Source organism: Acinetobacter silvestris (assembly GCF_002135235.1).
In the GTDB taxonomy this organism is placed as follows: domain Bacteria; phylum Pseudomonadota; class Gammaproteobacteria; order Pseudomonadales; family Moraxellaceae; genus Acinetobacter; species Acinetobacter silvestris.
Genome location: NZ_NEGB01000001.1, coordinates 609,035 through 626,678, shown reverse-complemented (window position 1 = coordinate 626,678; position 17,644 = coordinate 609,035). Strand labels below are relative to the sequence as shown.

The 17,644-nt window shown below is 38.4% G+C and carries 16 protein-coding genes and 2 tRNA genes; 7 read left to right on the top strand and 11 right to left on the bottom strand.

The genetic code is table 11. The features are described from left to right. Window positions 1–33: 33 nt before the first annotated feature. Entirely contained in the window at window positions 34–654 is a 621-nt protein-coding gene (locus B9T28_RS02980; protein WP_086202451.1) for a 3'-5' exonuclease, read from the bottom strand. A 105-nt stretch (window positions 655–759) separates the two neighbouring features. Between B9T28_RS02980 and B9T28_RS02975 the strand changes: the two genes are divergently transcribed. Continuing rightward, window positions 760–1,161, top strand: coding sequence for a helix-turn-helix domain-containing protein (locus tag B9T28_RS02975; protein WP_086202450.1), 402 nt, complete (start codon window positions 760–762; stop codon window positions 1,159–1,161). Window positions 1,162–1,197: 36 nt separating this feature from the next. On the opposite strand, the gene B9T28_RS02970 is transcribed toward B9T28_RS02975, so the two are convergent. The 3 genes from B9T28_RS02970 to hisB all read right to left on the bottom strand — a co-directional run bounded on the left by B9T28_RS02970 (window position 1,198) and on the right by hisB (window position 3,116). Further along, window positions 1,198–1,731, bottom strand: a complete 534-nt coding sequence (locus B9T28_RS02970) for a DUF805 domain-containing protein (protein WP_086202449.1) — start codon at window positions 1,729–1,731, stop codon at window positions 1,198–1,200. Window positions 1,732–1,905: 174 nt separating this feature from the next. Further along, on the bottom strand, window positions 1,906–2,523 hold the full coding sequence (gene hisH, locus B9T28_RS02965; RefSeq protein WP_086202448.1) for an imidazole glycerol phosphate synthase subunit HisH: 618 nt from the start codon (window positions 2,521–2,523) through the stop codon (window positions 1,906–1,908). Further along, window positions 2,523–3,116 carry an imidazoleglycerol-phosphate dehydratase HisB gene (gene hisB / locus B9T28_RS02960; RefSeq protein WP_086202447.1) on the bottom strand — a complete coding sequence of 198 codons (594 nt, stop codon included), beginning with the start codon at window positions 3,114–3,116 and terminating at the stop codon, window positions 2,523–2,525. Before hisB ends, hisH begins: the two co-directional genes overlap by 1 nt. A gap of 98 nt (window positions 3,117–3,214) precedes the next feature. Here hisB and B9T28_RS02955 point away from each other — a divergent pair, with 98 nt between their 5' ends. The 5 genes from B9T28_RS02955 (at window position 3,215) to B9T28_RS02935 (ending at window position 6,796) form a co-directional block, all read left to right on the top strand. Then, a complete protein-coding gene (locus B9T28_RS02955; RefSeq protein ID WP_086202446.1) occupies window positions 3,215–3,592 on the top strand; it encodes a GNAT family N-acetyltransferase in 378 nt (125 codons plus the stop codon). A 168-nt stretch (window positions 3,593–3,760) separates the two neighbouring features. After that, a tRNA-Phe gene (locus B9T28_RS02950) sits at window positions 3,761–3,836 on the top strand. Between the two features lie 136 nt (window positions 3,837–3,972). Beyond that, window positions 3,973–4,048: transfer RNA gene (locus tag B9T28_RS02945), tRNA-Phe, on the top strand. A gap of 189 nt (window positions 4,049–4,237) precedes the next feature. Then, a complete protein-coding gene (locus B9T28_RS02940) occupies window positions 4,238–4,966 on the top strand; it encodes a class I SAM-dependent methyltransferase (protein ID WP_086202445.1) in 729 nt (242 codons plus the stop codon). A gap of 180 nt (window positions 4,967–5,146) precedes the next feature. After that, window positions 5,147–6,796 carry a GMC family oxidoreductase gene (locus tag B9T28_RS02935; RefSeq protein ID WP_086202444.1) on the top strand — a complete coding sequence of 550 codons (1,650 nt, stop codon included), beginning with the start codon at window positions 5,147–5,149 and terminating at the stop codon, window positions 6,794–6,796. A gap of 92 nt (window positions 6,797–6,888) precedes the next feature. Here B9T28_RS02935 and scpC read toward each other — a convergent pair whose 3' ends face one another. The 3 genes from scpC to ompR form a co-directional block, all read right to left on the bottom strand. Continuing rightward, window positions 6,889–8,409, bottom strand: coding sequence for a succinyl-CoA:acetate CoA-transferase ScpC (scpC, locus tag B9T28_RS02930; protein ID WP_086202443.1), 1,521 nt, complete (start codon window positions 8,407–8,409; stop codon window positions 6,889–6,891). A gap of 202 nt (window positions 8,410–8,611) precedes the next feature. Then, entirely contained in the window at window positions 8,612–10,072 is a 1,461-nt protein-coding gene (locus B9T28_RS02925; protein WP_086202442.1) for an ATP-binding protein, read from the bottom strand. 167 nt (window positions 10,073–10,239) lie between these two features. Beyond that, a complete protein-coding gene (gene ompR, locus B9T28_RS02920; RefSeq protein WP_086202441.1) occupies window positions 10,240–11,004 on the bottom strand; it encodes an osmolarity response regulator transcription factor OmpR in 765 nt (254 codons plus the stop codon). A 704-nt stretch (window positions 11,005–11,708) separates the two neighbouring features. Here ompR and B9T28_RS02915 point away from each other — a divergent pair. Beyond that, the gene (locus B9T28_RS02915) at window positions 11,709–14,075 is read left to right on the top strand and encodes a Tex family protein (RefSeq protein WP_086202440.1); all 2,367 of its coding nucleotides are present in this window, start codon (window positions 11,709–11,711) and stop codon (window positions 14,073–14,075) included. A gap of 131 nt (window positions 14,076–14,206) precedes the next feature. Here the strand turns inward: B9T28_RS02915 and B9T28_RS02910 are convergent, their stop codons facing one another. The 4 genes from B9T28_RS02910 to B9T28_RS02895 form a co-directional block, all read right to left on the bottom strand. After that, window positions 14,207–14,521, bottom strand: a complete 315-nt coding sequence (locus B9T28_RS02910) for a hypothetical protein (protein WP_086202439.1) — start codon at window positions 14,519–14,521, stop codon at window positions 14,207–14,209. Window positions 14,522–14,614: 93 nt separating this feature from the next. Further along, window positions 14,615–15,502, bottom strand: coding sequence for an SDR family NAD(P)-dependent oxidoreductase (locus B9T28_RS02905; protein WP_086202438.1), 888 nt, complete (start codon window positions 15,500–15,502; stop codon window positions 14,615–14,617). A gap of 344 nt (window positions 15,503–15,846) precedes the next feature. Then, window positions 15,847–16,605, bottom strand: a complete 759-nt coding sequence (locus B9T28_RS02900) for a hypothetical protein (RefSeq protein WP_086202437.1) — start codon at window positions 16,603–16,605, stop codon at window positions 15,847–15,849. Further along, complete coding sequence (locus B9T28_RS02895; protein WP_086202436.1) at window positions 16,605–17,519, bottom strand: DUF2167 domain-containing protein; 915 nt, start codon at window positions 17,517–17,519, stop codon at window positions 16,605–16,607. Before B9T28_RS02895 ends, B9T28_RS02900 begins: the two co-directional genes overlap by 1 nt. Between the last annotated feature and the right edge of the window lie 125 nt (window positions 17,520–17,644).

Here is a 17,644-nt window from a genome sequence, read left to right as displayed (position 1 = left end):
GCATCAAGCGCAGTTTTTATTCGGCGTAACTGATCATTTACGTGAGATGTTGGGCGTTAAACCTAAGCGTTGCAATTCTTCAAAGACTAAAACAGCGGCAAAGGCATCCGCTGCGGCATAGTCAATTTGTTGGGGTGTTAGCGTTTTACGTGCCCAGTTAGAGGTGCTGATGCTTTTACTTTTTGGAAAATTCACTTGAAATAAAAGTGCCATGGCATTTTTCAGTCCCATAGCATTATGGAAACCGAAACTGGAAAAACATTTTGATAGTTCGATGATATTGTTGAGTTCAATGCCTTTTTTACGAAATAAATGTGCGTCATTTTTTAAGCCGAAGCCTACTTTAATTTGATGACGGTTTTCAAAAATAGGTTTAAGAAATTCAAGAATAGAATGATTAATTTGAAATAAATAGGCTTTTTCAAAAGTGGCCAATTGGATTAAATGTGGTCCAGTGGCAATTTCACCTTTGGTAAAAGTAGGTCGAGATTCAGAATCAAAACCAAAAAAAGGGGCTGTTGTTAATTCGTCTGCAAGGGTATGGCATTGTTCAATGGTTTTGACCACGACAATATGTTCAGAGGTTAGATTTTGAAAGCGGGGGAATAGCGCGATGTGTTCTTTGCTTGGAAGTATGGTTTCGGAAGTACTCAAAATAAATCGCAACAGGCTTATATATTAAAAATGTTATCACAAAAAATGAGCAAGAAATGCTAGTTTAAGTAATAATCGTGGATCAGTTATTGAGGACAATCGAAGATGAGTGATAAGGAAGATGATCTGTTCATTGAAGGGACAAAAAAAATTAAACAACTCATTCAGGACAAGCAAATAAAACCGGCAGATATTGCGCATATTCTTGAGCTTTCCAAAGGAACCATGAGTAAATGGTTCCAAAACTCAACACCAAGCACAGCACAGAGTTTAATTGAATTAGCACGTTTAGTGGGTGTGAGTGAGCGTTGGAAGTCTGAAGCAAGAAATGAAGAAAAAATAGATTTAGTAACCAAGGCATATGAACAATCTGAACTTGATTTAAAAACTGCTTCGGTTGATCAATTGATGATGGAAATTAAGGCGCGTTATGCGGCTTTGAATTTAAAGGCTGAAATTAAAATTAGTGTAGAACCATTGGAAGGTGGTTTTGTGACTAGGGATTAATAAAAGCCTTCAAGTGAGAAGGCTTTTATTTTGAGATTATTCAGAATAATTCATATTTTGTTCTAATTGTATTTGCTGAGCACGTTCTATATAGCTTTGATAAGCTGGAATTGCTGTAATTGCCATAAGTAAGATACTGATAGGGAATACAATAATATATATCCATGCGAGTACTTTTTCCCAAGTTTGCGTCGTACGAGGAGATCCGTAATTATTTGTACTCTCATCACCTTTTACACATGATAGGTAAATAAAAAAGAATAAGTTAATCAGCGGTATAAGCATGAGAAGTGAAAGCCAACCACTTTGATTCTTATCATGTAAGCGGCGAATGGTGAAGATGAAAGTAAAATAAATCAAAGTGATATATACAATTATAGCGAATATAACCGTCCCAAAAAGGATAACAGTTGAAGCTGAATTGGTCACAGCAGGCACGAGAATGGCAGCGATTATACCCAGTAAAAGCACTAGGAATCCAAGTAGCATATTCCAGCCGAGATAAGATAAGCGACCGAAACGACCATTTGCACTTAAGGATGAATCTTGATTCTGTATCGATGAATTCATGTTATTTACTCATTTGAAGTTTAATTTTTAGAGCGGTAGTAAGAAAGATTAAATTTTAGATTTTGTTTTAAATTTAAGCAGATAATAATAAAAATATTGGGCAAAAGAAAGTGAGTTATATTTTTATAAAAAAAGCCCATCTTTTGATGAGCTTTTAAATTTAAAATCAGAGAATTAGATATCCCATTCCACAAAGTTTTTGAGCAACTGTAAACCTGCGGTATGACTTTTTTCAGGATGGAATTGCGTTGCAAACAAATTTTCTTGATGAATAGCCGTACAAAACTCCAAACCATAATCGCAGGTTGCAGCCACTAAGCTTGAATCTTCAGGCTGTACATAATAGCTGTGCACGAAATAGAACCGTGCATCCTGCTCAATGTCTTTCCACATTGGGTGGCTCGGATCTGCTTGATGTACTTGGTTCCAACCCATATGTGGGACTTTTAAACTCTCCATATTTGGGAAACGTTTTACCACACCTTTAAAAATACCCAGTGCATCTGTCCCGCCATTTTCTTCAGATGATTCAAGCAAAGCTTGCATCCCCACACAAATCGCTAAAACAGGCTTGTTGAACGCAGCGTTACGTACTACTTCATCAATACCGGCTTCATGCATGCCTTGCATACAGTCACGCATTGCACCAACACCAGGAAATACGATTTTATCAGCTTGGGCAATCAATTTAGGATCATTGGTGACATCCACTGTTGCACCAACGTATTCTAAGGCTTTCGCCGCAGAGTGTAAGTTCCCCATACCATAATCAAGAAGGGCGATACGGGTCATTACAAGCTCCCTTTGGTTGAGGCAATGGTTCCTGCTGCACGAGGGTCTACTTCACAAGCCATACGGAGTGCGCGAGCAAAAGCTTTGAACGTACATTCAATTTGATGATGGCTATTTTTGCCTTTCAAATTGTCAATGTGCAGCGTCATTAAGGCATGATTGACAAAGCCTTGGAAAAATTCAGAGAATAAATCCACATCAAAGGTACCAATTAGGGAGCGTGTGAATGGAATATCCATCCATAAACCTGGACGACCTGATAGATCAACGACTACACGGCTCAGGGCTTCATCAAGTGGTGCATAAAAATGACCATAGCGTCGTAAGCCTTTTTTATCACCTAAAGCTTGTGCAAATGCTTGACCAAGTGTGATCCCACAGTCTTCTACAGTATGATGATCATCAATTTCCAAGTCGCCATCACAATGAATATCAATATCAAATAAGCCATGTCGCTTGATTTGATCAATCATATGGTCTAAAAATGGAATACCTGTATTGAGGGTGCCTTGACCCGTACCATCAAGATTCACACGAACTCGAATTTTGGTTTCGTTGGTGTTTCTTACCACTTCACTGATACGTTGCGTCATAGACACGTTCCTCAAAAACGTCAAAAATGATTGATGTAAAAAATGTTTTTCGCGGTGACGAATTCACCGCATATTAGATTGCTCTGGAGGGTTAATCAATGCCTATTACTGTACATGCTAAAACTTCACTTGAAACGGAAGAAGTTCGCGATCAGCTTGAGCGATTGTATGACACGAGTCCAGAATTTGGTGATGGCAAAGATGCCATCGAACAACTTGAGCAAAATTTGGCTCAGTATACCTTACTTTATACCGCAGAATTTAATACCAAAATTATTGGAGCGCTTTGGTGTACAGGGCAAGGTGAGAGTAAAACCTTAGAAAATATTGTGGTTCATCCTGCAAATCGTGGTCGAGGTGTTGCAGAACGTCTGGTCGAAGAAGTGTGCCGTATGGAAGAAGATAAAGGAGTGAAAGCTTTTGAACCGGGTTGCGGTGCAATTCATCGCTGTTTGGCACATATTGGTAAAATTTAAACGTATACTTTTATAGTGTGAAATGCTCTATTTATGCTGGTTTTTCCGCGACCAACCAGTATATTTGGGGAAAATGAGCATTTTTTGCTGTAAAAATAAACTATTGATAGAGAATATTGCATTCAATGCTTGACGCAAAAACGTTTAAATTGTTTAATACGCCCCAACGGCGTGATAGCTCAGTCGGTAGAGCAACGGATTGAAAATCCGTGTGTCCCCAGTTCGAACCTGGGTCTCGCCACCATATTCAAAATCTTATTTAAGATTTCAATCTCTGATCCAATCAGAGATTTTTTTTTGGGTAAAATTTATTCGGTTGAATAAAAAAGTCATGATTTATATTGACTAATATCCTGAGATACGGCTTAATACATCGCATTGGCGTGATAGCTCAGTCGGTAGAGCAACGGATTGAAAATCCGTGTGTCCCCAGTTCGAACCTGGGTCTCGCCACCATATTCAAAAAAGCCTCAAACTTCTGTTTGGGGCTTTTTTATTGGGCTTAATATCAAAATGTAAAATTTATGGTCAATCGTGGTTGTGATTGAGGGCATAGTAACTTACATTTTGTTGGACAAAAAATACCCTAGGCTTGTGTGATTAAGTTATATTAATCTGTAAATTAATAAATATTTTAAAATTAGAATGAAAGATTTATTCTCAGAAAATAGCCAACTTTATCAGCAAGCACGGCCTAGTTATCCTGTATCTGTGATTCAAGAAATTCTTAAATATGTGCCTGAGCGTCATTTTGCATGGGATTGTGGTGCAGGCTCAGGTCAGTTTACCCAATTATTGGCACCGTATTTTGACTATGTTGTTGCTACTGATGTAAGTGAGGATCAGCTACAACATGCGCCTTATTTTGAGAATATCAGCTATCAAGTCCAATCAGCAGAACACACCACATTTGCAGCGCATAGCTTTAATTTAATTACTGTAGCACAAGCAATTCATTGGTTTGATTTTGATGTATTTTATAAAGAAGTCCGCAGGACTTTGAAACAGGATGGCATTCTTGCAGTGATTGGTTATGGCTTGATTCAGGTGGAGCATAAAATGATTAATGCTCTGATTCAAGATTTATATTTTAATACGCTCAAGGGCTACTGGGATCCCGAGCGTCGTTATATCGATGAAAACTATACAACCATTCCATTTCCTTTGAAAGAGTTGGAAGTCCCGAAGTTCAAAATGCAGTATCAATGGTCATCTGCACAATTATTAAATTATATTCAGACTTGGTCAGCACTTAAGCATTATAAAAAGCAAAATCAGCTCAATCCGCTACAGGCGCTCGAGGATTATTTTAAAAAGGAACAATGTGATTTTGTGGTTGAATTTCCTGTGTTATTACGATTAGGTCAGTTATAAAATAGGTTTGAGCAAGTTGAGTTTGGGGTAGTGATACGCTTTGTTATTCAGTGGGTGTTTTTAAATTTTTATTGCAAATTAAACTTTAAATGACCTATGCAGCCATTCTTTTTGTATATTAAATAGGCATAATCATAAAAAAACAAATGATAAAACAACGATAAAACAAGGAGATTTTGTATGGAAGCTCGGGAATTTGATTATATTGTCATTGGCGGTGGTAGTGCAGGTTGTGTGCTTGCAGGGCGACTATCTGAGGATCCCAATGTTTCAGTATGCTTATTGGAAGCAGGTGGTGGTGGTGATGGCTGGACGGTAAATGTTCCATGTGCGGCAGTCGTGAGTATTCCAACTAAAATTAATAATTGGGCATTTGAAACCGTGCCACAGAAAGGACTGAATGGTCGTAAAGGTTATCAACCGCGAGGTAAATGTTTAGGCGGTTCATCTGCAATTAATGCCATGATTTATATTCGTGGCAATCGTAAAGATTATGATGATTGGGCTGAACTTGGGAATACGGGCTGGTCATATAATGACGTATTGCCTTATTTTATCAAATCAGAAAATAATGAGCGAATTCATGATCAATATCATGGTAATTCTGGGCCGTTATCCGTGATTGATTTACATAGTGATAATCCCTTACAACAACGTTATTTGACCGCTGCTCGCGAGCAAGGCTTTACAATTCGAGACGACTTTAACGGTGCAGAGCAGGAAGGGCTCGGAGTTTATCAAGTCACACATATCAATGGTGAGCGTTGCAGTGCTGCACGAGCTTATCTTTTCCCACATCTCCACCGTTCTAATTTAACGGTGATTACGCAGGCGCTGACGCAACGCATACTCATTGAAAATGATGTTGCTGTTGGGGTGGAATATAAATGCGCGGGGCTGGTCAAACACATTCATGCACAGCGTGAGGTTTTATTGAGTGCTGGGGCAATGCAATCACCGCAAATTTTGATGTTATCGGGTGTGGGGGATCAGCAAGAATTGGCTGAACATGGCATTGTTGTGAAAAAGCATTTACCCGGTGTCGGTAAAAATTTTCATGATCATCCTGATTTTATTTTTGGCTATAAAGTGAGTGATATTCGAGGAACTTTTGGTGTATCCATCGCAGGTTCTATTGATCTGGTTAAACAAATTGGGCGTTATCGTAAACAACGACGTGGCTTAATCACCACTAATTTTGCTGAATGTGGTGGTTTTATTAAGAGTTCACCTGAACAAATCTTGCCTAACTTGCAGTTACACTTTGTTGTGGCTTTGGTCGATAACCATGCACGGACGATGCATACTGGGCACGGGATTTCATGTCATGTGTGTTTGTTAAATCCAAAAAGTCGTGGCACGATTAAAATCAGTGGTCCAAGTATTGATGATCCTTTGTTGATTGATCCTAATTTTTATGATGATGAGCGGGATCTTGAAGAGATGCTGATGGGCTTTAAATTGACGAAGAAGCTGATGGAGTCAGATGCATTTAAACAGATTGTGAAAGAAGACCTATTTACTGCAAATGTTGCAACAGATGAAGAAATTCGTCAGGTTCTGCGGGATCGATCAGATACGGTTTATCATCCTGTAGGAAGTTGTAAGATGGGAGTGGATCATCTGGCTGTGGTCGACCCGCAATTACGTGTTTATGGTATCCAGAATTTGCGTGTGGTGGATGCGTCTATTATGCCGACTGTGGTGAATGGGAATACCAATGCACCAGTCATGATGATTGCTGAAAAAGCAGTAGATTTGATTCGTAAGGATCAGGCGAGTGTGGCTTTTATCCAGAAGAAGAATAAGGAAGAAGTTGTTGTGGGTTAACGACTGACGATTGAGTTGTTTGACTGGCTGGATATGATTGTTTTAGAGAATAAAAAAACGCCCAATTAGGCGTTTTTTTTAAGTACTCAGTTTTATGCAGTTTTTTTAGCAGGTTCTTGAGCAACCAGCATTTGACCTTGTTCTTCAAAGTTGACATGCCATGACAATGCTTCACGAAGAAGGTGAGGAGTATGTCCGCCTTTTGCACAAGAGCGATCAAAGTAGTCATTCAGCGCATCACGGTACATTGGGTGTGCACAGTTATCGATAATCGCACGTGCACGTTCGCGTGGCGCTAAACCGCGTAAATCGGCAAGACCTTGCTCAGTCACAAGAATATCAACATCATGTTCAGAGTGATCGATATGCGAAGCCATCGGTACGATTGAAGAGATGTCGCCACCTTTTGCAATCGACTTGGTCACAAAAATCGCCAAGTGTGCATTACGTGCGAAGTCACCTGAACCGCCAATACCGTTCATCATTTTAGTACCGCACACGTGAGTAGAGTTTACGTTGCCGTAAATATCAAACTCAAGCGCAGTGTTAATACCGATGATGCCTAAACGACGCACCAATTCAGGGTGGTTCGAAATTTCTTGTGGGCGAAGAACCAATTTGTCTTTGTATGCTTCAAGATTGTTAAATACTTTTTCGCCATATTTAGCCGAAAGTGTAATTGAGCTGCCTGAAGCAAATTTCATTTTACCGGCATCGATCAATTCGAAAGTACAGTCTTGAAGTACTTCAGAATACATCACTAAATCTTCAAAGTTTGAATCTTTCAGACCGGTTAAAACAGCATTGGCAATAGAACCAATCCCTGCTTGTAATGGACCTAAATTTTTCGGTAAACGACCTTCAGCAACTTCTTGTTCGAAGAAATTAATCAAGTGGTTAGCAATACCTTGAGTTTCATCGTCTGGTTCAGTCACAGTTGATGGAGAGTCATGATATTCACTATTAATCACAATACCGACAATTTTTGCAGGATCAATATTGATTGCAGTCGTACCAATACGCTCATCCACTTGAGTTAATGGAATCGCTTGACGCGTTGGACGATACGTTGGGATATAAATATCGTGTAAGCCTTCAAAAGCTGGGCTTAAATTGGTGTTAATTTCAATAATGACTTTTTCAGCAAAAATGGCAAAACTTGCAGAGTTACCAACCGATGTACTTGGAATAATACCACCATCTTCAGTAATCGCTACGGCTTCAATGATGGCAACATCAGGTTTTTTAAGCTGAAGGTTACGCATTTGCTCAACTGTTTCAGACAAATGCTGATCGATGAACATCACTTCACCGTTGTTGATGGCTTTACGTAAAGTATTGTCGACTTGGAACGGTAAACGACGAGCAAGCACACCCGCTTCAGTCAATTGTTTGTCTAGGTCGTTACCCAAACTTGCACCCGTAATTAAAGTGATTTTTAAAGGATTTTCCTTTGCTTGTTTCACTAAGGCTAAAGGTACAGCTTTTGCTTCACCTGCACGAGTAAAGCCACTCATACCTACAGTCATACCATCTTGGATAAAAGTAGCAGCTTGTTCTGCGCTCATGACTTTGTCATGAAGTGATGCTAAACGAATACGATCTAAAGACATGGGTTACGCTCAATTCTTGTTCAAGACTAGGCGGATTGTACCGCCCTATACAAGGATTGTGCATGCCTCTAATGCTAAGGTCTAATTTTTTCATTAAATACTGGTATAGATTTTATTGATGGTTTTTAAGTTATTATTTTTTAATGAAATAATAGTGCTATTTTAAAATAATTAAAGAGTATCTGATTCCATTGAGTGATCATTAAAAGTGATCACTCAAAGTTTTTTTGATTTTCTGAATGGGATTGGTTGGCTGGTTTTCTTCTTGTTTTTCTGAGACTAAGGGTAAAGAAATGATGGCTTCTAGTCCGCCTTCTGCACGGTTATGGATTAATAATTCACCTTGATGGATATCTACAATTCTTTTTACAATTGCAAGACCTAGCCCACTGCCTTGAACAGTTCTTGCTGCATTACCTCGAACAAAAGGTTGCATCAACTCATCAATTTGATCTTCTGGAATTCCTTCACCATGATCAGATACACTAATTTTAATATGGTCATTTTCTACAGATGCAGCCAATTCAATGGGTTCAGCACCATAACGTTTTGAGTTGTTAATCAGATTGCCTATTAGGCGCTTTAACGACAAAGAACGCGCCGTAATGGTTGGTAATTGCTGTGGTTCAAAACGGATATCTAAAGGTTTAAATTGAATGACCAGTTCTTGTAGGAGTGTATTGAGATTGGTTTCTTGTAATTCCTCATCGGAACCATCACGCATGTAGGAAATAAACTGATTCAAAATTGCATCCATGTCTTCTACATCATAAATGAGACCTTCTTTTAAAAAGTCATCATCTGGCATCATTTCAGCACTTAGGCGAATGCGCGTGAGTGGAGTACGCAAATCATGCGAAATACCCGCTAACATAATTTGTCGATCTCGCTCAATTTGTTCCAGCGTATACACCATGTGATTAAATGCTTGATTGACCTCTCGTATTTCTTGAGGGCCATGATTGGTTTCGAGATAGGGCGCTTTACCGGTTTTACTGTAATTATTGGCGGCATTTTGTAAGCGGCGTAATGGGCGGTTGAGCTGTCTGACTAAAGTTAAAATAATCGCTGCCGCAATGAGCGGAATGCCCAAGAGCCAGCCTAAAATGAGTTCAGGACTATAGTTGGCGTAGGTTTTGAGGGGTTCTCGAACCCAATTACCATTCATTTCTGGTGTTTGAATCCAAATACGAGGACTGGGTTTAAATTGGAAATAAACAGTCACATTTTTAACTTTGATCTCTTTAGCAAGCTGGCGTTCGATGTGGTTGGTAATAAAATCTGCAATGAGTTTATCTTTGACATTCGGATATTCTCTTGGATTCGTGACATATTCCACCCCAACGCGTTGCTTAAGCCACTGATCAATATCGAGTTCGGTATTATCATGGAAAATTTTTAATTTTGGATTGTTTATAATTTCTAGTTCTACCGCAAGATAGCGTGCATGTTGTTGAATTTCAGGTAAATAAAGCGTTTTCCAAAAAAACCATAAGGACATAAATAAACTGAAAAATACCGTAAATAACACCAAAATCGTGGTGCGCATAGCCGCAGAACGAGGTTTGATTTTATCTAAAAAACGCTCGGAACGAGTGCGCTTCTTTTCTGAATAGGCTGCGAAGTCTGTAAATTCTTGTGGATCAATCGGGTTTAGTTTCACAAACACATCCTGATTTAAAAGGCTTTCGTGGTTTATTTAGCACAGCAATTTGATACAAAATGAATCTTCATTTTTGTTGTGATGGTCTTTTTGATAACAGCATTTTGAATAATGGAGATTAAAACAAAAATAAGCCTTTAAAGGGCTTATTTTTGTTGAGTTTAAGATTATTCAGCACCATCTGGAACGAAGACATAACCCACGCCCCAAACGGTTTGGATATAGCGTGCACGCGCTGGATTTTCTTCAATTAAACGGCGTAGGCGAGAAACCTGAACATCAATTGAGCGTTCCATCGCACCCCATTCACGACCCCGTGCCAAATTCATCAATTTGTCACGTGTCAGTGGTTCACGTGGGTGTTGTACCAAAGCTTTCAATACCGCAAATTCGCCTGTGGTTAAAGTCACGACCTGACCTTCACGGGTTAAGGTGCGTGTGGATAGATCCAGTGACCAAGGGCCAAATGAAACCACTTCAACATTTTGGCTCGGTGCTCCAGGCACTTCACGCACTTGGCGACGTAGCACGGCGCGAATCCGCGCAAGTAATTCATTGGGATTAAATGGTTTAGGCAGGTAATCATCAGCACCAGCTTCTAAACCAGCAATTCGGTCAGAATCACTACCACGTGCAGTCAGCATGATAATTGGGGTGTCAATATTGGATTGGCGTAAGCGTCGGCAAATACTTAAGCCATCTTCGACTGGTAGCATAAAGTCGAGCACAATCAGTGAAAATAATTCACGTTGTAACAGACGATCCATTTGTGTGGCATCGTGCGCTGTTTTCACCACAAAGCCTTTATCTTCTAAAAATCGCTGTAAAAGGGTACGTAAACGTACATCATCATCGACCACTAAAATGCGTTCGACTCGGTCAGTTTCATGGTGTACAACGTCTGTATTTTCAGCAGGTACAACTAAACTCATGATGCACTCCCTTAATATTGTAAATTATAAATATTTGTTCATCTCAGTATAATGCCTAAGCTGTTGTTTAGACTATGTATCAATTTGCTCAAAATTACAATTTTAAGCTGGTTTTGAAACCAAAAGACAACATCTTTTAGGATTGAGAATCTAACTTTGTTTATAAATAAAAAATTGTTGTATATGCAAATGAAATTTTTAAGTATTTTAAGAATATGCATGCTTTTAAGTCGATAGATTTATCGATTGTTTCAACCCCGCGTGGGCTAAGAAAATAATACATCTAAAAACAGTACTTATTTTAAGCATTGTGCTGCATAAAAGCAGAGCAGATTACTTAAAAACTGAGTGAAGAACACTCATAAAATGTATTGTTGGATTGAAAAAACCATAGGTTACACGTGATTCAAACTATGGTTTTAGTAAAAAATCAAGTTGAATGCTCGATTGCTTGCCTGAGTATATTTTTGTTCTTGGCTTAATAAAGCGTAAAAAGGCTAAAAGTGGGAGCATGAAACTATTATTTTATAGACATATTTAAGCTGGAAGATGATGAAGGAAGTGGTTGATTAAACTATAAAATTAAAGAAAATTGATCTTTTATCACTTTTTTCATTAGTAATTTGTAAAACAATTGTGGATTTTATGGTCTTGGTCTTTATAATCACTAACTTTTAGTCCTTATCCTTGTGGAATTAAACACGATGACTGACTTAGTTCAGCAGTTGGCAAGTGAACTTGCCGTACGTCCAAACCAAGTAGAAGCTGCCATTAAACTGATAGATGAAGGTTCTAGTGTTCCATTTATCGCACGTTACCGTAAAGAAGTAACGCAAGGTTTAGACGATGCGCAATTACGTCAACTTGATACACGCCTTGTTTATTTACGTGATTTGTATGAACGCCGTGAAAAAGTAATAGAATCGTTAAAAGAACAAAATAAATTATCTGATGATCTATTGGCGCGTGTAAATGCAGCAGAAACCAAAAATGCATTAGAAGAAATTTATGCACCCTACCGTCCAAAACGTACCAGTAAATCATTTAAAGCGAAGGAAGCGGGTTTAGGTCCAATTGCTGAAAAAATCTTAACTGAGCAAGTTGAACCAACTGAAGCTTTGGCAGGTTTTAGTCATGCAGACTATGCGACGGTAGAAAGCCAACTTGATGCGATTCAACATATCATTATTGATGAGTGGGCACAGAATATTGCGCTGACGACTGAGCTTAAAACTACATTTGCGAAAACAGCAATGCTAAAAAGCTTGGTTGCTTCAGATGAGAAAAAAGAAGTTGGTAAGAAATTCCGTGATTATTTCGATTTCTCTGAAAATTTAAACAAAGTGCCTTCACATCGCTTATTGGCAATGTTGCGTGGTCGTCAAGAAAATGTATTGGGCTTAAAAGTAGAAGGTCAAGATGATCAACCACTGGCTCGTATTGAAACTGAATACAATCTTGATCAAGTTCAACCACAAGCACGTCAAGACTTCTTAAAGCAAACCGCAAAACTGTTTTGGTTGGGTAAGATTCGTCCTCAAATTGAACATTCATTGTTGACTGAAAAACGTCTGACGGCTGAAACTGAAGCCATGGACGTATTTGCTGAAAATTTACGTCATTTATTGCTTTCTGCACCAGCGGGTTCACGTTGCACTTTAGGTGTCGATCCTGGTATCCGTACTGGCGTGAAATTGGCTGTTGTGAATGCTTCGGGTGATGTGGTTGCACATAGCACCATTTATCCATTTGCACCAAAAGAAGATAAAACCGGTTCAATTGCTGAACTTGCGCGTTTGTGTCGTGAATTCAATGTCGACTTAATTGCGATTGGCAATGGTACGGCGAGCCGTGAAACCGAAGCCGTTGTTGCTGAAATGATGACGCAAAATCCTGATTTGAAATTGACTCGTGTTTCAGTCAGTGAAGCGGGTGCATCGGTATATTCAGCTTCTGAACTGGCTTCTGCTGAATTGCCAGATTTGGATGTTTCGATTCGTGGTGCAGTATCTATTGCACGTCGTTTACAAGACCCATTGGCTGAGTTGGTCAAAATTGATCCTAAATCAATTGGTGTAGGTCAGTATCAACATGACGTGAACCAAACGGGTTTGGCAAAAACCCTTGAAGCTGTGGTTGAAGACTGCGTGAACTCAGTTGGTGTGGATGTAAATACAGCATCTCCAGCAATTCTGTCTTATATTGCAGGTTTGAATAAATCAATCGCACAACAAATTTTTGAATACCGTAAAGAGCATGGTCGTTTTGATAATCGCCAAGCCTTGAAAAATGTACCTCGTTTAGGTGAGCGTACTTTTGAACAAGCTGCAGGTTTCTTACGCATTCAAGAGGGTTCTGAGCCTTTAGATGCTTCAGCAGTTCACCCAGAAAGTTATGGTTTGGTTGAAAAAATTGTTGCTGCGAAAGCAACATCTGTGAAAGATATCATTGGTAATACGGAAATCATTCGTCAAATTAAAGCGGATGAATTTGCAGATGATAAATTTGGTTTACCGACCATTCAAGATGTTTTAAGCGAACTGGAAAAACCAGGTCGTGATCCACGTCCAGAATTCCGTACAGCTAAGTTCCGTGAAGATATTACTGAAGTGTCACAATTGACTGAAGGCTTACAGCTTGAAGGTGTGATCACCAATGTCACTAACTTTGGTGCATTCGTAGATGTCGGTGTTCATCAAGATGGCCTTGTGCATATTTCTGAACTAGCCAATGAATTTGTTGCTGATCCGCATAAAGTGGTGAAACCAGGTCAAATCGTGCAAGTACGTGTATTACAAGTGGATGCTGAGCGTAATCGTGTGAATTTGAGTATGCGTCCAGAAGGTTCTGAAGCGCCTGCTAAAGCACCTCGTCAGCCACGTCGTGAAAATACGAATCAAAATCAGGAACAACGTGGTGAGCGTAAACCTCAAGCGAAACGTCCGCAGAATGCGCGCCCTCAAGGTGAGCGTCCACAAGCGAAGAAACCTCAATCGGCTAAACCACAAGAGCAAAAAATTGGTGGTTTAGGTGCTTTATTATTACAAGCCGGGATTAAAGGTTCTAAATAATATTTAGTCATCTTTAAGACTCATAAAAAACCTCCCAGATGGGAGGTTTTTTATTTTAAGGCAGATGAATAAACTTCTTAAAAAAGAAGATTCACTACCCATAAAATCTGTATTTATGTTGCTGTGTGAATTTAAGCGTCTATGAAATTATAAATAAAACTCAGCATAATCATGACCATTCCAACACGACCCAGTAAATTTGCCATTTGCTCAATCGGGGATAAGGTGAGAGTATCTTTAGAAAAAAGACTTTTAAAGCTGAGTTTATGAGTCTCCTGATCCTGATACAGAGCAATTCCAATTTCGATTAAAACAAAAATTATTCCAAGATTACCCAAGAGATCAATGGGATCGATATCATCGACATAGACATCTTCTGTTAAACCAAATAAATAGAGTCCAGCACCTAAAAAGCATATGGTTTTGATGGTGGAGATCAGTTTCATGGCTGTTCTCATATTTTTCAATAAGGAAAATACGATAGGATAAAAAAGCAGCAATGTAAATAAAAAAGCCCCCGTATGGAGGCTTTTTTTGTATTACCAATGTTCACCAGGGAATAAACGGGCATAAGCACGTTGCAATAAGTTTAATTTTTCTTGTTCACCGACAGATGCTGTTGAGCTTGGAAATAAATTAAAACCAATCGACATGAGTTTGTTGTTAATTTCTGGTGCAATTGAATAGGTGATTGAAGCCAAACGACCTAAATGTGTTGCTACTTTTTTCGGACGTTTCACAATCGCATAGGCAATCAAATCGGCAGCTTGTTCAGGAGAAAGCGTCGGAACATATTTATAAATTTTAGTGGGTGCAATCATCGGTGTGCGAACCAAAGGCATATACACTGAAGTAATTGCAATCTTATGCGCATGCACTTCCGCAGAGAGACAGCGACTAAAGGCATCTAGGGCTGCTTTTGATGCGACATAGGCAGAGAAGCGAGTGGCATTAGCCAACACGCCAATGGAGCTGATATTGATGATATGACCATCTTTACGCACCATCATCTGTGGTAGCAGATTTAAGACTAAACGCACTGCACCAAAGTAATTGAGTTGCATCGTACGTTCAAAGTCATGAAAACGATCTACCGATTCATGTACTGCACGACGAATTGAACGTCCTGCATTGTTAATCAGAAAATCAATATGATCGACAGTTGCAAGAATTTTCTGAGAAACTTCATCAATTGCATTCATGTCGTTTAAATCACATGGAAAAATAGTGGCTTGACCACCTGCAGCTTCAATCTCGGCTTGAACTTGTTTGAGTGTTTCTTCGGTACGCGACACTAAAAGTACATGTGCACCTGCTGAAGCTAATTTTTTTGCTACGGTTAAGCCAATACCACTGGATGCACCGGTGATTAGTGCGACTTTACCATGAACCTTTTTTTGAAAAAGTTGCTCTAGTTTTTGATTCATATACGTTATTCCTGATTTTACCGAAATGAATTTATACGTTGTATTTGTTTTGCAAAGGATCATGTTTTGAATAAAAGATGATCAGTGGTTATTGGTTGGAAATCATAGCGAAAAATAAAAAAAATACTAGGTGTAAGTACATGAATTTTAAAATTATTTTTAGAGTAATTGCTCTATTATTTTTTTCTTTATTAAGTGATTTTTAACATATAAAAACAAGCATGACTAGTCTAAAAGTGAGTAAATTCAGAGTTATTGCTTAATAAAGTTAAAATTGTATAAACAATATTCGCTTAAATTAAGTTAATAATTAAAAAGTAAACTTTAAATTTAAAACTAACCAGTCAAATATTGTGAGAGTGTTGTAGCGTAATTAAGTAGGAATGTAATTTTCCGAGTTGTATATATTGAGCTGTTTCAGTATTTGGCTCACTTTGTTTTAAAGCATCAATATCTTGAATAATCTGCTCTAAGCCAGAGCTGAATGCTTTGGGGTTAAGCAAAAGTTGGGCGATGTGGATCGCATCATGCTGTATTTCTATATTTAAGGTAATTTTTTTCAGTAAATTGAGTGCAAAAGGGGGGCAAAATAAAGCATCAATGAAGAAGGATACACATTGTTTTTTATTTAATGTAAGAGGTTTTCTTTTAAGAATGACATAGCTCGCTTGAGCAAGATTGATTACATAAATCAAAAGTAGGGTCGATAAAATCAGTAAATAACTTTGTTGTGTTAAAAATAAGAGAGGAAACGCAATGAGCGTGAGTATCCAAACCAGAATATTGCTTAATTGTAGTTTTCGTAAAGAATCGACTTGGTTTTTAATAGTTTGAATTTCATCGGCTAATTGAACTTCATCGCACTTTTTTTGTGCATTTAAATTCCATTGTAAAATAAAGAGCAGATGACTGTTGTGAAAAGGATGTGTGAGAAATAGATATTTTTTAAGAACATTCATATTTTTAGATGGAACATGAATAGAAAACTTTGAGCGTAAGCCTGTATAAAGGAACACTTGGTTGTAGCGAATGAGTTTAGCCGAATCATATAAATATAATCCGACTAAACCTAAAATAACCCAATATTCAAAAGCAATATTCATTAATCTTTTTTGCGTTTAAAAATTGAAGTAAAGCCACCAAAGACCGCGATTACAGCAACGATGACCAGTTTCCATGCTTTTGCTAATAATATGAGTAAGGTTGCAAATAAACCTTTTTTCGCAGCAACCGCGACAGCACCACCGGTAACAAGTGCGGCAAGTCCATATTCTGCAACTTTGTCGCCATTTTTATATTCTGAATAGCGTTGTCCTGAGTTGAAGTTAAAGCCTTCTAAGGAATGCTTAAATGCTTGAATATTTTTATTCAAATTTTCTTCATTAGAAACAAGGGTTGCACTCATCACACCAGTACGCCCTAAAAGACGAACAGTATAGTTAATGTTTTCATGCTGATCTTCAGAACGAACTTTCAATGCCCATTCAAGTTGTTTGGTTGTTGGATCATAATGAGGAGGAATTGCCCAACCCGCAGTATAGAGTTTACTCATACCCAGACGAGTACGTTCGTCATTACTCGCTTCATCTGAATCTTTTAGTTCTTTTAGTAAGGCATTAGCATCAATTTTTTCATCATCTTTGATATAGCCTGATGGCTCAAAATCAAAGGTTGCCCACCAAGAGTCATTATCGGCAACCAAAATATTGGTACTTCCAGAAGGTAGATTGTTGGTTAGCTCTAAAAATTGATCCGAGTTTTTGGTGTCTAAAAAGCCTTCACCTTTTGAAGTCTTGAGTTGAGCAACATTCGCAATGTTTTCAGCAGTTGGGCCCATATGCCAATCCAATTTTGTCAAAGGATTGTTTTGAGTTCCATTCGCTTGGGTTGCTTCTGTTGGTGCAGATTCAGAGGCAAAAACCGAAGTAGGCAGCGCTGTGATACTGGTTAAACTGAAGGCAAAGCTAATGGCTTGAACTAATTTTTTTAGTTTCAATGGTTTATTAGGTTGTTGCATATATTTTCTCTTTTTATCAACGTTTTTAATTTTTTATTTGTTCAATAAAGTGATAATTATAGTTTAATAAATAAGCACTTGTCTTTGTTTTTATTCTAAGATTAAATTAAAAATCAGACCTTTCC